The organism is Erwinia sp. 1181_3 (assembly GCF_052824965.1).
In genome coordinates this window covers 1-18874 of sequence record NZ_VTDE01000013.1, presented here as the reverse complement: position 1 = coordinate 18874, position 18874 = coordinate 1, and the positions used below count along the sequence as shown (strand labels likewise).

The 18874-nt window shown below is 55.4% G+C and carries 16 protein-coding genes; 10 read left to right on the top strand and 6 right to left on the bottom strand.

What is annotated here, in order from left to right; all coding sequences use genetic code 11:
• Positions 1-13: 13 nt before the first annotated feature.
• Positions 14-1474: an ATPase RavA stimulator ViaA gene (viaA, locus tag FY046_RS20945; protein ID WP_159338285.1), complete on the bottom strand. Its 1461-nt coding sequence runs from the start codon at positions 1472-1474 to the stop codon at positions 14-16.
• On the bottom strand, positions 1471-2964 hold the full coding sequence (gene ravA / locus FY046_RS20940; protein WP_446186455.1) for an ATPase RavA: 1494 nt from the start codon (positions 2962-2964) through the stop codon (positions 1471-1473). The genes viaA and ravA overlap by 4 nt, the downstream gene beginning before the upstream one ends.
• A 259-nt stretch (positions 2965-3223) precedes the next feature.
• On the opposite strand from ravA, the gene kup reads away from it, so the two are divergent.
• Entirely contained in the window at positions 3224-5092 is a 1869-nt protein-coding gene (gene kup, locus FY046_RS20935) for a low affinity potassium transporter Kup (RefSeq protein WP_133844876.1), read from the top strand.
• 110 nt (positions 5093-5202) lie between these two features.
• Here kup and qseC read toward each other — a convergent pair whose 3' ends face one another.
• On the bottom strand, positions 5203-6552 hold the full coding sequence (gene qseC / locus FY046_RS20930; protein WP_446186454.1) for a quorum sensing histidine kinase QseC: 1350 nt from the start codon (positions 6550-6552) through the stop codon (positions 5203-5205).
• On the bottom strand, positions 6552-7214 hold the full coding sequence (gene qseB / locus FY046_RS20925) for a quorum sensing response regulator transcription factor QseB (RefSeq protein ID WP_446186453.1): 663 nt from the start codon (positions 7212-7214) through the stop codon (positions 6552-6554). The genes qseC and qseB overlap by 1 nt, the downstream gene beginning before the upstream one ends.
• Before the next feature lie 217 nt (positions 7215-7431).
• On the opposite strand from qseB, the gene FY046_RS20920 reads away from it, so the two are divergent.
• The gene (locus tag FY046_RS20920; protein ID WP_166653740.1) at positions 7432-7830 is read left to right on the top strand and encodes a YgiW/YdeI family stress tolerance OB fold protein; all 399 of its coding nucleotides are present in this window, start codon (positions 7432-7434) and stop codon (positions 7828-7830) included.
• Here FY046_RS20920 and FY046_RS20915 read toward each other — a convergent pair.
• Positions 7827-8708: a LysR family transcriptional regulator gene (locus FY046_RS20915; RefSeq protein WP_133844885.1), complete on the bottom strand. Its 882-nt coding sequence runs from the start codon at positions 8706-8708 to the stop codon at positions 7827-7829. The two genes, FY046_RS20920 and FY046_RS20915, sit on opposite strands and share 4 nt — an antisense overlap.
• Positions 8709-8812: 104 nt before the next feature.
• Between FY046_RS20915 and budA the strand changes: the two genes are divergently transcribed.
• From budA to rbsR, 8 genes are all read left to right on the top strand, one after another.
• The gene (budA, locus tag FY046_RS20910; RefSeq protein WP_446186452.1) at positions 8813-9595 is read left to right on the top strand and encodes an acetolactate decarboxylase; all 783 of its coding nucleotides are present in this window, start codon (positions 8813-8815) and stop codon (positions 9593-9595) included.
• 19 nt (positions 9596-9614) lie between these two features.
• On the top strand, positions 9615-11294 hold the full coding sequence (gene alsS / locus FY046_RS20905) for an acetolactate synthase AlsS (RefSeq protein WP_133844889.1): 1680 nt from the start codon (positions 9615-9617) through the stop codon (positions 11292-11294).
• 206 nt (positions 11295-11500) lie between these two features.
• Positions 11501-11920, top strand: a complete 420-nt coding sequence (rbsD, locus tag FY046_RS20900; protein ID WP_133844891.1) for a D-ribose pyranase — start codon at positions 11501-11503, stop codon at positions 11918-11920.
• Between the two features lie 8 nt (positions 11921-11928).
• On the top strand, positions 11929-13434 hold the full coding sequence (gene rbsA / locus FY046_RS20895) for a ribose ABC transporter ATP-binding protein RbsA (RefSeq protein WP_159338287.1): 1506 nt from the start codon (positions 11929-11931) through the stop codon (positions 13432-13434).
• 2 nt (positions 13435-13436) lie between these two features.
• Positions 13437-14405 carry a ribose ABC transporter permease gene (gene rbsC, locus FY046_RS20890; protein WP_133844901.1) on the top strand — a complete coding sequence of 323 codons (969 nt, stop codon included), beginning with the start codon at positions 13437-13439 and terminating at the stop codon, positions 14403-14405.
• Between the two features lie 27 nt (positions 14406-14432).
• Entirely contained in the window at positions 14433-15314 is an 882-nt protein-coding gene (rbsB, locus tag FY046_RS20885; protein WP_374760145.1) for a ribose ABC transporter substrate-binding protein RbsB, read from the top strand.
• A 61-nt stretch (positions 15315-15375) separates the two neighbouring features.
• Entirely contained in the window at positions 15376-16305 is a 930-nt protein-coding gene (gene rbsK, locus FY046_RS20880) for a ribokinase (RefSeq protein ID WP_133844902.1), read from the top strand.
• A 2-nt stretch (positions 16306-16307) separates the two neighbouring features.
• Complete coding sequence (rbsR, locus tag FY046_RS20875; RefSeq protein WP_171149546.1) at positions 16308-17318, top strand: ribose operon transcriptional repressor RbsR; 1011 nt, start codon at positions 16308-16310, stop codon at positions 17316-17318.
• Positions 17319-17322: 4 nt separating this feature from the next.
• Here rbsR and mdtD read toward each other — a convergent pair whose 3' ends face one another.
• Positions 17323-18720: a multidrug transporter subunit MdtD gene (gene mdtD, locus FY046_RS20870; RefSeq protein WP_446186451.1), complete on the bottom strand. Its 1398-nt coding sequence runs from the start codon at positions 18718-18720 to the stop codon at positions 17323-17325.
• Positions 18721-18874: the final 154 nt, after the last annotated feature.

The window sequence follows — 18874 nt, the reverse complement described above, 5'->3', positions numbered from 1 at the left end:
TCAAAGGCGGGGTTCATCGTTTCCAGCGACGGAGCAGGCGGCTTTTTAGCCCGGTGTCGAAACGCCAGATGTGGTCAAAGATGCGCATAATGCCGGGTTTTCCATGATCGGACATGGCAACGGCATGAAAACGCTGTTGCTGTTGGTTCTGGTGGTCGCGTACGCGTTTGACCAGTACATCAGGGAGACGTTGAGCGATAAAGTCAGAGAGAATCACGGCGTCAGCATCTTGCCACTGCGGGCCGGACAGCTTGAGTAAGACGGCATCGAGGCAGGCAGCCAGGTCGGTGCCGCCACGGAAACGCTGGCTGAGAAAACGGATCGCCTGGCTGATGCCATCTTCAGCGGTCAGTTCATAGCCCACCACTTCATGGGCAAACAGCATAATGTAGCAGCGGCGGTTATCTGCCAGCGCCACTTTCAGCAGGGCCAGGCAGAACGCTTTGGCACAGCGTTCATTAAAGCCGCCCATTGAACCGGATGTATCCACGCAGATGATAAACGGGCCGCGCGGCTGCTCATCATGATGGTGGTGAGTCACCGGGCGCAGCGTGACTTTGTCATGCCAGCTCTCTCCCTGGAGACGGTAGGTGAGCAGGCGTTTTTCCACCATCCGACGATAAAACTCCAGCTCCAGTTCGCTGATGCCCAGCGTGGCCAGCTCTGGTGGCAGCAGGCGCAGAATATCGTCACTCTGGTGCAGACCGCTGACTTCTTCCGGCACGCTTTCTGGTTCGCGCACCAGCTGGTGGAAGGCTTCCGGCGGAGCATCGTCCGAGAGTACCGCTTTGGCTTCACGGCTGCGGCCCAGCTGTTCCGCCAGTTTCAGCAGCTCCGGCTGGCTGGCCAGGAAATCGCCGTATTGCACCATGAGCTGGTAGTCGTCGCGTTGCAGTGAACTGCGGGTCAAATCCCATAAGCGCCCGGCAGCGGCTTCGTCGTCGGTGGCCAGCACGGGAGCCAGCTGACCACTCATGGCCAGCCGCTGTTGCAGGTCAGCCAGCAGTTTTTCACGCTCCTGATCGAGTAACTGTTGGTTAAGGGTCAGGGTTTGCAGCGTCAGGCTCAGTCGCCAGCGCTGTAAAAACAGCGTCTGCTGAGCGCCGCTGAGCTGCAAGGTATCGTGATGGCTGACCAGCGCTTGCGCTTTTTCAGCAAAGGGTGAGTGATTCTGCGCAAGCCATGTCAGTAATTCGGGCAGCTGACTGCTAAAGTCATGCTGGCTGAGAGTCTGGCACTGCTGGAAGCGGCTGAACTCTGCCGCCAAATCGTCCGGAACCGGGGTCGATTTTAACTGTTGCAGGATCTCTGACTTCCAGCGTGGAAGATCGCGCGTCAGGGCATTTTTCAGCCGGGGAAACTTTTCAAAAAAGGCGGCCAGCTGCGGTGAGGCCAGCAACGTGATCACCAGTTCTTCAATCAGCTCATTTTCACTGACTGCCAGAAACATACTCAATGTATCAAGTGAGATCACTGCCGCGCCTGCTTCAGCTGTTCCGCCACCTGTTGCAGGCTATCTTCAACACGTGCCAGCCAGTCATCGCTGATAAACAGGCAGCGATGATGCTGGCTGAACAGCGTGCGCTGTGCCCGAAGCTGGGTATCAAGCTCATCCAGCGCCAGCGAAATCTCTTCCGGCAGCCCTTGCTGCGGTTTACCCGGCAGCATCAGGCGTGAGGCTTGCAGGCTGACGTCGCGCAATGTCAGGCAGTCATGGCCGTCTACGTGCAAATCCAGCGTCTGGGCAAAGCCAATACCATTGAGCTTGCCACGCATTTCGCCACCTTTTTGCAGCCAGTGATGCAGAGCTTCGCGGGTCAGGGTGATATGCGTGACCTGCATATCATGCAGCGTGAGCGGTTTTTGCAGCATCAGCGTCAGCGCATCGGCTGACAGCGTTGCCGGCAGATCAAAGTGAGGTTTGCGGCTGAACATGCCGCCATGTTTCTCCAGGCGGATGGCCTGTTCCAAACTTTGTTGCTGCTGGAGCGCCAGACGGCGGGCATTAATTTGCTGCAATTTGAACAGCATCGGTTGCTGCTGCCACGCCTGCTGGGTGATCAGATTATCCAGTTCACGATCCAGCAGTTTCATCGATCCCACATCGTGCCACAGGCAGTCTTTCAGCAGGATCAAATCAATAGGCGCGATCACGCTACGGCCACTGTAAAAGGCACTGGCCTGCAACAAGTGAATGGCTTTTTTCCAGCGGCGATCGGAGATATACGGCGCTTCTGGTTGATTTTCTAACAGTTGACGCAGTTGGAAAATAAGCTCGAAAACATCGTCGGGCAGGCTGACTTTACTGATACCTTGTTGCCACTCCAGATACTCTTCATCGCTGATGCAGAGTGAATCGGATACCGGATTCTGATTCTCATCCTGCTGGTGGGTCAACAGACTGCGGAAGTTCTGCTTTTCATGCACGTTATCCAGCCACAGGCGGATCAGCATACGGTCGTACAGTGCTTCAAGCCCACTATCCGCTTCCGGCAGTTCGTTAGAGGCAGTGACCAGCAGGCGCATCGGGATTTTATCTTCGCTGTCACCGTTACGAAAACGGCGTTCATTAATCGCGGTCAGCAACGTATTCAGGATGGCGGGCCCGGCTTTCCAGATCTCGTCAAGAAACACGATTTCTGCGTCAGGAAGGTAGCCTTTAGTCAGGCGCTGGTAGCGCCCTTCGTCTTTTAGTGCCTGAATAGAAAGGGGGCCAAAGACTTCTTCCGGCGTGGAGAAGCGCGTCATCAGGTATTCAAACGCGCGGGCATGCTGGAAAGCATACTTGAGCCGGCGGGCAATCAGGCTTTTGGCAATGCCCGGTGGGCCGAGTAAAAAGACACTCTCACCGCACAGGGCGGCGAGCAGGCAAAGGCGAATCGCATGATGGCGTTCGTAAAGTCCTTTCTCTAATGCATTGCTGAGGCGGGCGATGCGTTCCGCCAATAATTGAGAGTGGGCCATAATCAAACATTCATCCTTTTTCTACGGTCAGGCCAGATTGCTGTCTGGCGAGCGCAAACACTACTGGCTATGATGCTTGAAAGAGTTGATTGCAGTCAGCTTTTTTATTATCAAAGGGTGACACTGACCATTGAAGTTGTCATTTAACAGGCAATTAAGGATAGGCATTCATGTTTAATCATGCATACTGTGCGCGTTTTGACGGGCAGTTGAGCCGTACGCAATCCCGCGTCAGTCCACCGCAACAAAAGACAAGTCTATGAGTTCTGAGAAGAAGCAATCCCTTGGTGCCGTTACCCTGGCAGCGATAGGTGTGGTGTATGGTGATATCGGCACCAGCCCGCTGTATACACTGCGTGAGTGTCTTTCCGGGCAGTTTGGTTTTGGTGTTGAGCGCGATGCCGTTTTCGGCTTCCTGTCGCTGATTTTTTGGCTGTTATTACTCACCGTTTCACTGAAATATATCAGTTACGTGATGCGTGCCGATAATGCCGGGGAAGGCGGGATATTGACACTGATGTCACTGGCGGGACGCAATACCGGTGCGCGGTCAACCGCCGTGCTGGTGATCATGGGCCTGATTGGTGGCAGTTTCTTCTACGGCGAGGTGGTGATCACCCCGGCGGTATCGGTGCTTTCGGCCATTGAAGGCCTGGAGATCGCCGCGCCCTCCCTTGACCGCTATATCGTGCCGCTGGCGATTGGCGTGCTGACATTGCTCTTCATGATCCAGAAACACGGTACCGGCCTGGTCGGTAAGCTGTTCGCACCTGTGATGCTGTTGTGGTTTCTGGTGCTGGCGGTACTGGGTGCGCGCGGCATCATCAGTAACCCCGAAGTGCTGCACGCCATGAATCCTTACTGGGCGATTCATTTCTTTGTTGAATACAAAATGGTGTCCTTCTTTGCGCTTGGGGCCGTTGTGTTGGCCATCACGGGCGTTGAGGCGCTGTACGCCGATATGGGCCATTTTGGTAAGTATCCGATCCGTCTTGCGTGGTTTATTGTGGTGCTGCCGTCGCTGGTGCTGAACTATTTCGGCCAGGGCGCGTTGCTGCTGAAAAATCCGGAAGCGATTAAAAACCCCTTCTTCCTGTTAGCCCCCGATTGGGCGTTGATCCCGATGCTGATTCTGGCCACGCTGGCGACAGTGATCGCCTCTCAGGCGGTGATTTCCGGTGTCTTCTCCCTGACGCGTCAGGCGGTACGTCTCGGCTATCTGCCGCCGATGCGTATTGTTTACACCTCGGAAGAGGAGTCGGGCCAGATTTACATTCCGGTAATCAACTGGCTGCTGTTTGTCTCGGTAGTGATTGTGATTGTGGGCTTTGAGCATTCGAGCAACCTGGCTGCGGCTTACGGTATTGCCGTAACCGGAACGATGGTTCTCACCGCAATCCTGTGCAGCGTGGTGGCGATTAAAAACTGGCACTGGAATCGTTATCTGGTGATGACGCTGCTGGTGGGCATGTTGTGCATTGACGTGTCACTGTTCTCCGCAAACCTGGTGAAAGTGTTTGCCGGAGGCTGGTTACCACTTTCGCTGGCGCTGGTGATGTTTGTGGTGATGACCACCTGGAAGAGCGAACGTTTCCGTCTGCTGCGTCGGATGCACGAACACGGTAATTCTCTGGAGGCAATGATCGCCTCGCTGGAGAAATCGCCACCGGTGCGCGTGCCGGGCACCGCGGTGTATATGTCCCGCGCCCTGAACGTGATCCCGTTCGCCATGCTGCATAACCTGAAACACAACAAGGTGCTGCATGAGCGCGTGGTGCTGCTTACGCTGCGTACCGAAGATGCGCCTTATGTCCATAACGTGAAGCGTGTGACCATCGAGCAACTGTCGCCGACCTTCTGGCGTGTGGTGGCCAGTTACGGCTGGCGTGAAACGCCAAACGTGGAGGAGATTTTCCACCGCTGCGGTCTGGAAGGGTTGAGCTGCCGGATGATGGAGACCTCGTTCTTTATGTCACATGAGTCGCTGATTATCGGTAAGCGTCCGTGGTACCTGCGCCTGCGCGGCAAGCTGTTCCTTGCGCTGCAACGTAATGCGCTGCGGGCACCCGATCAGTTTAAAATTCCGCCTAACCGGGTGATTGAGCTGGGTACTCAGGTCGAGATTTAGCACGGTTCGGGACGGGCATGCCCGTCCCCTACAAACCTGTCTGTCGCTGGGGCGAGGCACGCCCTCTCCTAAGCAGATCCATCGTAGGGGCGAGGCACGCCTCGCCCTGGTTATCCGTTAATATTTACCGTCACCGCAAATCCGCCTTCTGCCCGATTTTCCAGGGTCACCGTCATGCCGTGCAGGCGGGCAATATGATGAACAATCGACAAGCCTAAACCGCTGCCAGACTGTTGCTGGCCTGGCGGGCGATAAAATCGTTCACCAATACGTGCCAGCGCTTCCGGGCTGACGCCCGGTCCATTGTCCAGCACCTGCAACGTGCCGGCGGTCAGTTTCAGCCATACTTCACTGCCCGCCGCACTGTAGCGAATGGCATTATCCAGCAGATTACGAACCAACAGTGCCAGCAGCAGCGGTTGACCCTGACAGATAACGGGCGCATCAGGGGCATCCAGCGCCAGTTCCACGCCCGCAGCCTGTGCGGCTGCATACTGATCCACCACGGCTTTCTGCACGATCGCCTGCCACTGCACGCTTTGTGTTTCCAGATCTTCCCCGGCATCCAGACGCGACAGCGTCAGCAGTTGATCCACCAGCCGGGTAGCGCGGTCTATCCCCGCATCCAGGCTGGTCAGCGCATGGTGGCGTACTGCGGCATCGTCATGAGCCAGCTGGGCAACCTCCGTCTGCACTTTTAACGCGGCCAGCGGGCTGCGCAGTTCATGTGCGGCATCCGAGGTAAAACGGCGTTCGCGCAGCAGCATGTCACCGATGCGCCCAAACAGTTGATTCAGTTCAGTCAGCAACGGGCGGACTTCCTGCGGCACACGCTGTGCGGTGAGGGGCGTAATGTCATCCGGGGCGCGCTGCCGCAGCTGGTCTGCGATCTGTTTCAGCGGCGCCAGCTCCCGGGTGATCAGCCACAACATCAACATCAGCATTACCGGCAGTGCCACCAGCCACGGCGTCAGGTTGGTTTGCACCAGATCGCGGGTCATATCATCGCGATACTCCCACTCCTGACCGACCACCACCACATAGCGATCGTCCGGGGTACGCAGCCACACCATACGCCAGCGGTCATCGTCACCGCGCAGGCGGCCATCAACAAAACCATCACGCTGATAATCAAAGATGAAATTACGGCCATTATCACCATCATTAAGCAGCATCTGGCCATCGCGGCGAAACACGGCAAAGGCCAGCGCATCATCGTCCTGATCGCCCCGGTGATGGCGCAGGATTTTTTTTGTTTTCGGCAGCGTTATCGTTTTCTCATCCCCTGACTCAATATTCAGGGTGGTGAGCCGTTTTGCGAACAGCATTTGCTGTGTATCAAACAACGCATTGATATTGTGACGGGTCTGCCACCAGGCCCCCACAGCGGCCACTCCCCAGTACAGCAGGCTGAGCAACAAAAAACCGAGCATCAGACGCAGTCGCAGACTTTGGCGCATCAGGGTGCCGCTCCCAGCGTGTAACCCACGCCGTGAATGGTGCGAATAAACTCACTGCCCAGTTTTTTACGCAGGTGATGGATGTGCACTTCCACGGCATTGCTGGAAACGTCGTCATCCCAGCCGTAGAGTTTGTCTTCTAACTGTGGGCGGGTGAGCACGCGCCCGTTGTTGAGCAGAAACAGTTCCAGCAGCGCCAGTTCACGCGCTTTCAGTACCAGCGGTTCACCCTTCAGGATAACGGTATGGGAACCCGGTTCCATGATCAGGCTGCCATGTTGCAGTGTCGGCTGAAGCTGACTGTGGCGGCGGCGGATCAGTGCCTGTAAACGTGCGGCCACTTCGCTGAGGGCAAAGGGTTTACATAAATAGTCATCGGCTCCCTGCTGCAACCCGCTGACGCGTTGTTCCAGGGCATCGCGGGCCGTGAGGATCAACACCGGTTCATCACGTCCCTGCTGTCGCCACTGGCGGAGAATGGTGAGTCCGTCGATTTCTGGCAGGCTGAGATCCAGTACTACCGCATCATAGGGCGCGGCACTCAGCGCCCGAAGTCCCTCGTTGCCCTGGGTAAACCAGTCAACACTGAACCCCAGTTTGCTTAACCCGGCTTTGATGCCGTCGCCAATCAGGCGGTCATCTTCGATTAACAGAATTCGCATGGTGTTATCCTTCGCAGTTCACCGAGTTATACGGAATCATGATACGGCTTGTACAGCAACGATCGACGAAATTCGCGACTTTTCGTCAATTTAGAACAATAAACTCGTGATAAAAGAGTTCTTAAGATCCTGTTAAGAACCTTTTGCTGTAATACTGACTGAACCGACGTTACCGGGCAGAACTGACTGCTCTATTGCATAAGGAAAAGTGAAAATGATGAAGAAGACAGCTGCATTACTGGCGATCACCGCCCTGATGTCCATGCCCGTACTTGCCGTCCAGGGCGGCGGTTTTGTTGACCCGAGCGCCCCGGCAGCCCAGGTACAGAAGGGCGGGTTCAGCGGCCCGAACGGTACGGTGGCTACCGTCAAGCAGGCTCAGGATATGAGTGATGATGCCTGGGTAACAATGCGTGGTCATATTGAAAAGCGCATTGGTGATGAAGACTATCTGTTCCGTGATGCCACCGGCACCATGACCGTCGAAATTGACGATAAGCGCTGGGACGGACAGACCATTGGTCCGAAAGACAATGTTGAACTCCAGGGCAAGCTGGATAAAGACTTCAACTCGCTGGAGCTGGACGTCAAACAGGTGCGCAAAATCGGTGGCTAATCGCCGGCAAGCATCGTGACCAGGTGGTGGACGGCGGGGGAGCGATCCCAACGCCGCCAGGCCAGGGCGATATCACTGCCCAGCGCAGCATCCTCAATCTGATGGAAGCTGACGCCGGGCAGGCTGATGCAGCGCAGTGAATCAGGCACGATGGTGATGCCGAAGCCTGCGGCGACCATGCTCACGCCCGACGAAATTTGCGGTGACTGCTGCACGCCATCTGGCTGAAAACCGGCACGCAGACAGGCACTGATAATCACTTCGTACAGGCTGGGGGCAACCTCACGTGGAAACAAAATCAGTGATTCTTGACGTAACTGTGCCAGCGACAAAGAGGGTACGCTGCCAAGCGGATGACCCGTCGGTAGCACCACAGCCATTTTCTCAGAAGCAATCACCTTCAGATTAAACGTCTTACTGCTCTCACAGGGCAGACGTACAAAGGCGGCATCCAGTAATCCCTCCTCCAGATTATGCATCAGCGTCGCCATACTCTCTTCCTGGGGCAGTAAGGTGATGGCCGGAAAACGATCCTGAAAACAGTGCAGCAGCCGGAAAATCTGCGGATGAAACGCGGTGGAGCTGGCAAAACCAATCGACAGCTTTCCACTGATCCCGCGGGCAATCCCTTTGGCTTTCTCCAGCGCATGGCCGGTCAGTGCCAGGATCTGGCAGGCATCATGATAAAACGCTTCCCCGGCATCCGTCAGTTCCACGCCACGCGTCAGCCTTTTCAGCAGCGGTGTACCAATCTCTTCTTCCAGTTTTTTGATTTGCTGACTCAGCGGGGGCTGGGAAATACCCAGCCTTTCCGCCGCCCGGGTGAAGTGCTTCGTCTCAGCGACCGCAACGAAGTAACGCAGATACCGCAGTTCCATATCGAAAACGTCTCAAAGTGGGGGGTGTTCTATATTGGAATCCCGAACTGAATCGAGTCAACATTGATTCAATACTTCTTAACAGTTTATCGGGGGAAATGGCAATGACACATTCTGTAACTGATTGTTCATGTTCGGAACAACTGACCGAAACGGTCAGGGGGATGCAGAAGGAAAGGCCAGAAAGTGTAATCTATCAGACCTCTCTGATGAGCGCGTTACTGAGCGGCGTCTATGACGGTACCACCACGGTAGCTGACCTGCTGAAGAAAGGCGATTTTGGCCTCGGGACGTTTAATCAGCTGGATGGCGAGCTTATCGCTTTTAACCGTGAAGTGTACCAGTTGCGTTCAGATGGCAGTGCCCGTGCTGCCAGTCCCGATCAGCAATCGCCGTTTGCAGTGATGACCTTCTTCCACCCTCAGTATCAGCATCGCTTTACCGGCCCGGTTGATCGGGCCGGGGTACATCAGGTCATCGACCAGCAGGTCAGTTCCGATAATCAGTTCTGCGCATTGCGTCTCGACGGTTTGTTCAGCCGCGCAGAAACCCGCACGGTTCCCTGTCAGCACCGCCCGTATAAATCGATGCCAGAGGTGCTCGGCAAGCAGCCCACCTTTCATTTTGAGCAGCGCAAAGGCGTGTTGATCGGTTTTCGCACGCCGCAGTATATGCAGGGCATCAACGTCGCGGGCTATCACGAACATTTCATTACTGACGATCGCCAGGGTGGCGGTCATCTTCTGGACTATCAGCTTGATCACGGCACGCTGACCTTTGGTGAGATCAGCAAGCTGGTGATTGACCTGCCTGGCGACAGCGACTTCCTGCGGGCGGATCTCAGCCCGGAAAACCTGGATTCCGCCATTCGTTCTGTTGAAAGCTGAAAAAGAGAGAGAACAAAAGATGAAAAACGTCACTGAGGTTCAACAGTGGGCACACGGTGCCGATCTGGTCGTGGCTCAACTGGAAGCACAGGGGGTGAAGCAGGTCTTCGGCATTCCCGGTGCCAAAATCGATAAAGTCTTTGATTCGCTGCTGGACACCTCCATCCAGACGATTGCCGTACGTCATGAAGCCAACGCCGCATTTATGGCAGCGGCCGTGGGTCGGCTGACCGGCAAAGCCGGCGTTGCATTGGTCACCTCCGGGCCTGGCTGTTCCAATTTGATCACCGGTATGGCAACGGCGACCACCGAGGGCGATCCGGTAGTGGCACTGGGGGGGGCGGTAAAACGCGCGGATAGCGCCAAACAGGTGCATCAAAGCATGGATACCGTCGCGATGTTCCGCCCTGTGAGTAAATATGCGGTAGAAGTCGGTTCCTCAGATGCCATTGCCGAAGTGTTATCGAATGCGTTTCGCAGTGCGGAGCAGGGGCGCCCCGGCGGCGCTTTTGTCAGCCTGCCGCAGGACATTATTAATGAGCCCGCACGCGGACATCTGCTGAATACCAGCGGCCAGCTGCTGCTGGGAGCAGCACCGGATGTGGCGATTGACGCCGTTGCCCGCCAAATCGCACAGGCGAAAAACCCGGTGCTGCTGCTGGGCCTGATGGCCAGCCAGCCCGCCAACAGCGATGCGCTGCATCAGCTGCTGGAGCGTAGCCATATTCCGGTCACCAGTACCTACCAGGCGGCAGGTGCAGTGCGGCAGGAGCATTTTTCCCGCTTTGCCGGGCGTGTCGGGCTCTTTAATAATCAGGCGGGCGATCGGTTACTGCGAGAAGCCGACCTGATTATCACCATTGGCTACAGCCCGGTAGAGTATGAACCTGCGATGTGGAACAGTGGCAAAGCCACCCTGGTGCATATCGATGTGTTGCCCGCCGATACCGACAACTGTTATCAGCCTGATGCCGAGCTGGTCGGTGATATTGCTGCCACGCTGGATAAACTGACGGCACGTATCCACGGCCCGTTAACGCTTAGCCCACAGGCGGCGGCGATCCTCAGCGACCGCCAGCAACAGCGTGAACTGCTGGCGCTGCGCGGCCATCAGCTGAATCAGTTTGCCCTGCATCCTTTGCGCATCGTGCGTGCTATGCAGGACATCATCAACAGTGACGTCACCCTGACGGTGGATATGGGCAGCTTTCATATCTGGATCGCGCGTTATCTTTACAGCTTCCGCGCCCGTCAGATCATGATCTCCAACGGTCAGCAAACCATGGGCGTTGCCCTGCCCTGGGCGATTGGTGCCTGGCTGGTGGACCCGTCGCGCAAAGTGGTGTCGGTCTCCGGGGATGGCGGGTTCCTGCAATCGAGTATGGAGCTGGAAACGGCAGTACGGCTGGGCGCTAATTTGCTGCATATCATCTGGGTGGATGAGTGCTACAACATGGTGGCGATGCAGGAAGAGAAGAAATATCAGCGGGTTTCCGGGGTGAAATTCGGTCCGATCGATTTTAAAGCTTACGCCGAGTCGTTTGGTGCCGCGGGGTTTGCTGTGGAAAGTGCAGAAATGCTGGAACCGACGTTGCGTAAAGCGATGGATGTGCAGGGCCCGGCGGTAGTGGCTATTCCGGTGGACTACGCAGACAACCCTCTGCTGATGGGACAGCTTCATCTCAGCCAGATTTTGTGAGCTGCTATACCTTCCAGATATTCATTACATTCAGTCATGGCCCTTTACCGGTAACATAAAAGGGCTATTTTTTTCCTTAAAACAAATCCTCTCTCTGCGTCAGCGAAACGTTTCGATGGCGATCACATTTTCAACATTTGATGATTGTTTTCCCCTGACCATTTCTTACACTGCCCTCAGCGAAACGTTTCGCTCTGGAGTGAATAATGAAAAAAGGCACCTTACTGAATTCTGATATCTCGTCCGTGATTTCACGTCTCGGTCATACTGACAGCATCGTGATTGGCGATGCCGGCCTGCCGGTCCCACAAGGTCCGCAGCGTATTGATCTGGCGTTGACGCATGGAATTCCGACATTTTTACAGGTTACCCAGGCGGTCACCAGCGAGATGCAGGTCGAGAGTGCCATCATTGCGGAAGAAATTAAGCAGCATAATCCGCAGCTTCATAGTGAATTGATCGCCCTGCTCGACTTACTGCAACAACACCAGGGTAATTCAATCAGTATCAGTTATGTCAGTCACGAACAGTTCAAACACCAAACTCAGCGTAGTCAGGCTGTCATTCGCAGCGGAGAGTGTTCTCCGTATGCGAATGTCATCCTGATCGCTGGCGTGACCTTTTAGAGGCTGTTATGCAACCTTTACTGCAATTAAAAGGCATTGATAAAGCCTTCCCGGGCGTCAAGGCGCTGTCGGGAGCCGCCCTCTCTGTTTATCCTGGCCGCGTGATGGCGCTGGTGGGCGAGAACGGTGCGGGTAAGTCGACCATGATGAAGGTGCTTACCGGGATCTACGCCCGTGATGCGGGCACGTTTGAATGGCTCGGTCAGGAAACCACCTTTAACGGGCCGAAAGAGTCGCAGGAAGCCGGGATCGGTATTATTCATCAGGAACTGAACCTGATCCCCCAGTTGAGCATTGCGGAAAACATCTTTTTGGGTCGCGAATTTGTTAACCGTTTTGGCCGCATCCAGTGGAAAAAGATGTATGCCGAGGCGGATGCCTTACTGAAGCGCCTGAATCTGCGCTTCAGCAGCCATAAGCTGGTGGGTGATCTGTCGATCGGTGACCAGCAGATGGTGGAAATTGCCAAGGTCCTGAGCTTCGAGTCAAAAGTGATCGTCATGGACGAACCGACGGACGCGCTGACGGATACCGAGACCGCTTCGCTGTTCCGGGTGATCAACGAGCTGAAAGCGCAGGGCTGCGGCATTGTTTATATCTCCCACCGAATGAAAGAAATTTTTGAGATCTGCGACGATGTCACCATCTTCCGTGACGGGCAGTTTATTGCAGAACGTGAAGTGGCTCAGCTGACGGAAGAGTCGCTGATTGAAATGATGGTCGGCCGCAAGCTGGAAGAGCAGTATCCACGCCTGGATAAAGCACCGGGTGAGGTTCGCCTGAAGGTGGAGAATCTGAGTGGTTCCGGCGTTGAGGATGTCAGCTTTACGCTGCGTAAAGGCGAAATTTTGGGTGTGTCCGGGCTGATGGGCGCGGGGCGTACCGAACTGATGAAAGTGCTGTATGGCGCCTTGTCACGCAGCAGTGGTAGCGTAACGCTGGACGGAAAAACCGTCTTCGCGCGTTCCCCGGAAGAGGGGCTGGCCAACGGTATCGTCTATATTTCTGAAGATCGTAAGCGTGATGGTCTGGTGCTGGGTATGTCGGTGAAAGAGAACATGTCACTGACCGCCCTCAACTATTTTAGCTATGGCGCGGGCCGCCTGAAACATGCGGAAGAGCAGCAGGCGGTCGGTGATTTTATCAAGCTGTTTAACGTTAAAACGCCATCAATGAATCAGCCGATTGGTTTGCTCTCAGGGGGTAACCAGCAAAAGGTGGCCATTGCGCGCGGGCTGATGACGCGGCCAAAAGTGCTGATCCTGGATGAGCCAACGCGTGGCGTCGATGTTGGCGCGAAAAAAGAGATTTATCAGCTGATTAATCAGTTTAAACAGGAAGGGTTGAGCATCATTCTCGTCTCCTCCGAAATGCCGGAAGTCCTGGGCATGAGTGACCGCGTGCTGGTGATGCACGAAGGTCGCCTGAGCGGTGACTTCCCGATTGAACAAGCCTCGCAGGAAATTTTGATGGCGGCGGCAGTTGGTAAACATTACAGCGCGGAGCTGGCATAACTATGAGTACGCAAACAATTCCTTCACGCCGCCTGATCAGTAAGGCATGGCTGCTTGAGCAGAAATCGCTGATTGCGCTGGTGGTGCTGATTGCCATCGTTTCCAGTCTGAGCCCGAATTTCTTCACCGTGGCTAACCTGTTTAACATTCTGCAACAGACGTCGGTCAACGCCATTATGGCGGTGGGTATGACGCTGGTGATCCTCACCTCCGGTATCGATCTCTCCGTGGGGTCATTGCTGGCGCTGACCGGGGCAGTCGCTGCCTCGATTGTCGGGCTGGAAGTGAATGCTCTGGTGGCGGTGGCGGCATCGCTGGCACTGGGTGCCTTTATTGGTGCGATTACCGGCTCGATTGTCGCGAAAGGTAAAGTGCAGGCGTTTATTGCCACACTGGTCATGATGCTGCTGCTGCGTGGTGTGACGATGGTGTACACCAACGGCAGCCCGGTGAATACCGGCTTTAACGACAATGCAGACCTGTTTGGCTGGTTTGGTATCGGTCGTCCTCTGGGTATCCCGACACCGGTCTGGTTAATGGGTGTGGTGTTCCTCGCCGCCTGGTACATGCTGCATCACACGCGCCTTGGCCGTTACATTTATGCGCTGGGCGGTAACGAAGCGGCAACGCGTCTGTCCGGCATCAGTGTTAACCGCGTCAAAATTATCGTTTATGCACTGTGCGGCATGTTGGCTGCACTGGCGGGCACCATTGAAGTGGCACGCCTCTCTTCGGCGCAGCCGACGGCCGGTACGGGCTATGAGCTGGATGCGATTGCAGCTGTGGTGCTGGGTGGAACCAGCCTCGCAGGCGGTAAAGGCCGGATTATGGGCACGCTGATAGGTGCGCTGATCTTAGGCTTCCTGAATAACGGGCTGAACTTGCTCGGTGTTTCTTCTTACTACCAAATGATCGTCAAAGCTGTGGTGATTTTGCTGGCGGTGCTGGTAGACAACAAAAGCAGTAAATAACACTCTTTACCTTTACAGGATATGAAAATGAAGATGAATAAACTGACTGCACTGGCTGTACTGTTAGGCGCCACGCTGAGCGCTAACGCGCTGGCAAAGGACACCATTGCGCTGGTGGTTTCTACCCTGAATAACCCGTTCTTCGTATCGCTGAAAGATGGCGCGCAGAAAGAAGCGGATAAACTGGGTTATAACCTGGTGGTGCTGGATTCTCAGAACAACCCGGCGAAAGAACTGGCTAACGTGCAGGATCTGACCGTTCGTGGCACCAAGCTGGTGCTGATTAACCCGACCGATTCTGATGCGGTGGGTAACGCCGTGAAAATGGCAAACCAGGCGAACATTCCGGTGATCACCCTGGACCGTGTAGCCTCTCAGGGTACCGTGGTCAGCCACGTGGCGTCTGATAACCGTTTCGGCGGCAAAATGGCCGGTAACTTCATCGCCAAAAAAGTCGGCGACAATGCAAAAATCATTGAGCTGCAGGGCATTGCCGGAACGTCTGCTGCGCGTGAGCGTGGTGAAGGCTTCAAGCAGGCTGCCGATGCACACAAATTCAATATTCTCGCCAGCCAGCCGGCTGACTTCGACCGTACCAAAGGCCTGAACGTGATGCAGAACCTGCTGACCGCTCACCCGGACGTGCAGGCGGTGTTTGCTCAGAACGACGAAATGGCACTGGGTGCCCTGCGTGCATTGCAAACGGCAGGCAAATCTGATGTCGTAGTGGTGGGCTTCGACGGCACCCCAGATGGTATCAAAGCGGTTGAAGGTGGCAAACTGGCTGCGACCGTGGCTCAGTTACCGGAGCAAATCGGCGTTATCGGCGTTCAGACGGCTGATAAAGTGCTGAAAGGCCAGAAAGTACAGGCTATCAATCCGGTTGACCTGAAGCTGGTTACCCAATAAATCAAAGAAAAGCATGGCACGCGCCACCTTCGGGTGGCGCACTTATCTGGACAATCCCCTTATGATGAAAACTGGCAAACTGGCTGTCCTCGGCAGCATTAATGCAGATCACATTCTGAATCTGGCGCATTTCCCGCGTCCGGGTGAAACGGTGATCGGGAAGCAGTATCAGGTCGCATTCGGTGGGAAAGGTGCAAACCAGGCCGTTGCCGCCGGGCGCAGTGGCGCAGACATTGCCTTTATCGCCTGCGTGGGTGAAGACGACATTGGCGAACGTATCCGCCAGCAACTGGTTGATGACCGTATTGATGTCAGCCCGGTGGAAGCCGTTGCCGGCGACTCGACGGGTGTGGCACTGATATTTGTTAACGGTGAAGGTGAGAATACGATCGGCATTCACGCCGGCGCCAACGCTGCCCTGACGCCCGAGCGCGTTGAGCAGCACCAGCAGGTGATTGCGGATGCCGCAGCACTGTTGATGCAGCTGGAGTCACCGCTGGAAAGCGTGCTGGCGGCTGCGAAGATCGCGCATCAGCATCAGACGCAGGTGATTTTGAATCCGGCCCCGGCGACAGAACTCTCTGACGAGCTATTGTCGCTGGTGGATATGATTACCCCGAATGAAACCGAAGCGCAGATCCTCACGGGTGTGGCGGTCAACAGCGATGAAGACGCTGCACGAGCAGCGGCAGTGCTGCATCAAAAAGGTATCCGTACAGTATTGATTACCCTCGGCAGCCGGGGCGTGTGGTTAAGTGAGCAGGGGAATGGTCAGCGTATTCCTGGTTTCCGTGTGGAAGCGGTGGATACTATTGCCGCGGGCGACACCTTTAATGGTGCGCTGATCACGGCACTGATTGAGCAGCGTCCGATGGCTGAAGCCGTACGCTTTGCCCATGCAGCCGCAGCGATTGCCGTGACCCGCCGTGGTGCACAACCTTCCGTTCCCTGGCGTGATGAGATTGACAGCTTCTTGCAACAGCAGGGGTAGATGTGGCGACCATGAAAGATGTCGCCCGCCTGGCGGGCGTCTCAACCTCCACCGTGTCTCACGTTATCAATAACAACCGCTTCGTGAGCGAAGCGGTTCGTGAAAAAGTGACCTCGGCGGTAAGCCAGCTGAATTACGCACCCTCTGCGCTGGCGCGTAGTCTGAAGCTCAATCAGACCCGTACTATTGGCATGTTACTGACGGCCAGCAGTAACCCGTTCTATTCCGAGGTGGTACGGGGTGTTGAGCGTAGCTGCTATGAGCGTGGTTATAGCCTGGTATTGTGCAATACCGAAGGCGATGAAGACCGTATGAATCGAAGCCTTGAAACACTGCTGCAAAAGCGTGTTGATGGCTTACTGATTATGTGTACCGAAAGTCACCTGCCTTCCGCTGAATTACTTCATCGTTATCCCACGATCCCTTCAGTCATGATGGATTGGGCGCCGTTTGAAGGCGGCAGCGACATTATCCAGGATAACTCCCTGCTGGGTGGGGAGATGGCGACGCGACATCTCATTTCGCGTGGTTATACACGGATTGCCTGTATTGCCGGGCCACAGGACAAAACACCTGCGCGTCTGCGTCTTGAAGGATATAAGCAGGCAATGGATAGCGCCGGGTTAGCGATACCGCCTGACTACATTGTCAGTAGCGATTTTGAATTCCAGGGCGGATTCAATGCCATGAATACGCTTTTGGCCCTCGATCCTCCACCTCAGGCTGTCTTTACCTGTAATGATGCGATGGCTGTTGGCGTGTATCACGCGCTCTATCTGGCGGAAATGCGTATCCCGCAGGATATGGCCGTGGTGGGTTACGATGATATCGAACTGGCGCGCTATATGACGCCGCCCCTCAGCACCGTTCACCAGCCTAAAGACGAACTGGGGGAGCTGGCGATCGATGCTCTGCTACATCGCCTGACAGATCCAACGGCCAGCCCCCAGTTGCTGGTGCTGACGCCGGAACTGATGGAACGTGCCTCCGTGGGCGATATCCGCAAGGAATAAGAGCCTAGGTTTTCTTCTTATCACGGTCGCTAATCAGGTTGCGACCGTCCCCTGGTTTCAGTAGCAGGAAGACCAGCGCTGACAGCACGGTAATGACCCCCATCGTCAGGAAGGTGGCATGGAAGTGCTGGAGTGTGGTGCCATCAAAGTTTTCATAAAAGCGTAACACCGCTGCACTCACTGCGACACCAAACCCAATCGCTAACTGTTGTGTGACGGCCAGCATGCTGTTACCGCTGCTGGCATTGGCATCCGTCAGGTCTGCAAGGGTGATGGTGTTCATCGCGGTAAATTGTGTGGATATCGCCATACCCAGAATAAAGAGTGGGATGAGCAGCGCCAGCATGCTCCAGCCAGGAACCTGCAAAGCAAAGGTGGCGATCAGTACGCCGATAATCATGCTGATCCCGACCAGGGTTTTGCGATAACCAAACCAGCGCAGTACCTGGGTGACCGTCGACTTCGCCAGAATGGAACCGAGGGCGGTGGGCGCGACCATGCAGCCCGCCAGCAGGGCGGTGTAGCCAAATCCGACCTGTAACATTAATGGCATCAGGAAGGGAATACAGCCTGTACCCAGTCTTGAAGCGATATTGCCCACGATGCCGACGGAGAAGGTGCGCGTCTTAAACATGGGTAATGGCAGCAACGGGGCAGGGTGGCGCCGCGCATGCACTATATATAGAAGTAATAATGCGATACCCGCCAGCAACACACCCAGAGCAATCACGCTTGATACAACCTGTTCACCGAATAATTCGATGCCGCTGGAGATGCCCACCAGACCCAAACCAAACAGCAGGAAGCCGATCAGGTCAAAGCGGCGTTTCGGAGTGGTAAAGTCCGGCATATATTTGCGTGCATAGAAAATGCCGAGAATACCGATTGGGATATTAATGAGGAAAATCCAGTGCCAGGTGGCCCAGGTGACCAATACGCCCCCCAGTAAAGGGCCTAACACCGGGCCAACCAGTCCCGGCATCGTGACAAAATTGAGTACCGGTAGCAGCTCGCTGCGCGGATAGGCCCGGAGCAGGGCAAGACGAGCCACCGGCATCATCATTGCCCCACCCACACCTTGCACCACACGGGATGTGACCAGCATCGACAACGAACCCGAAAGTGCGCAGGCCAGAGAACCCAGGGAAAACAGAAATACCGCGGCGATAAAGACTTTACGGGTACCAAAGCGATCGGCAAGCCAGCCACTGACCGGGATCAGCATCGCGACAGTTAAGGTATAGCTGATAACGGCGGACTGCATCGCCAGCGGAGAACGCCCCAGGCTGTGGGCGATGGCCGGAAGGGCCGTGTTCAGAATGGTGGCATCCAGCGCCTGCATAAAGAAAGCCATAGCGGCAATCCATGGAAGTCCGGCCATACTGCGCGCGGATTTAATCATTGGTATCCCTTTCTTTTGTGAGTGCGGCAGAAAAATCCCCTGTGAAGCAGAAAGAATAGCATCTCATTTTTGCTTTCCTCCTCGGTCTTTCGCAGTTTTCTGTCAGTAAATGCTGATTTATTGCCCTGAAAGCGTATGCTTTTAACGCTTCTGA

What these genes read in the sequence shown, in the direction of transcription:
- ravA (WP_446186455.1), bottom strand. Translation starts at nt 2,964, where the DNA reads ATGGCCCACTCTCAATTATTGGCGGAACGCATCGCCCGCCTCAGCAAT.
- kup (WP_133844876.1), top strand. Translation starts at nt 3,224, where the DNA reads ATGAGTTCTGAGAAGAAGCAATCCCTTGGTGCCGTTACCCTGGCAGCG.
- qseC (WP_446186454.1), bottom strand. Translation starts at nt 6,552, where the DNA reads ATGCGCCAAAGTCTGCGACTGCGTCTGATGCTCGGTTTTTTGTTGCTC.
- qseB (WP_446186453.1), bottom strand. Translation starts at nt 7,214, where the DNA reads ATGCGAATTCTGTTAATCGAAGATGACCGCCTGATTGGCGACGGCATC.
- FY046_RS20920 (WP_166653740.1), top strand. Translation starts at nt 7,432, where the DNA reads ATGAAGAAGACAGCTGCATTACTGGCGATCACCGCCCTGATGTCCATG.
- FY046_RS20915 (WP_133844885.1), bottom strand. Translation starts at nt 8,708, where the DNA reads ATGGAACTGCGGTATCTGCGTTACTTCGTTGCGGTCGCTGAGACGAAG.
- budA (WP_446186452.1), top strand. Translation starts at nt 8,813, where the DNA reads ATGACACATTCTGTAACTGATTGTTCATGTTCGGAACAACTGACCGAA.
- alsS (WP_133844889.1), top strand. Translation starts at nt 9,615, where the DNA reads ATGAAAAACGTCACTGAGGTTCAACAGTGGGCACACGGTGCCGATCTG.
- rbsD (WP_133844891.1), top strand. Translation starts at nt 11,501, where the DNA reads ATGAAAAAAGGCACCTTACTGAATTCTGATATCTCGTCCGTGATTTCA.
- rbsA (WP_159338287.1), top strand. Translation starts at nt 11,929, where the DNA reads ATGCAACCTTTACTGCAATTAAAAGGCATTGATAAAGCCTTCCCGGGC.
- rbsC (WP_133844901.1), top strand. Translation starts at nt 13,437, where the DNA reads ATGAGTACGCAAACAATTCCTTCACGCCGCCTGATCAGTAAGGCATGG.
- rbsB (WP_374760145.1), top strand. Translation starts at nt 14,433, where the DNA reads ATGAAGATGAATAAACTGACTGCACTGGCTGTACTGTTAGGCGCCACG.
- rbsK (WP_133844902.1), top strand. Translation starts at nt 15,376, where the DNA reads ATGATGAAAACTGGCAAACTGGCTGTCCTCGGCAGCATTAATGCAGAT.
- mdtD (WP_446186451.1), bottom strand. Translation starts at nt 18,720, where the DNA reads ATGATTAAATCCGCGCGCAGTATGGCCGGACTTCCATGGATTGCCGCT.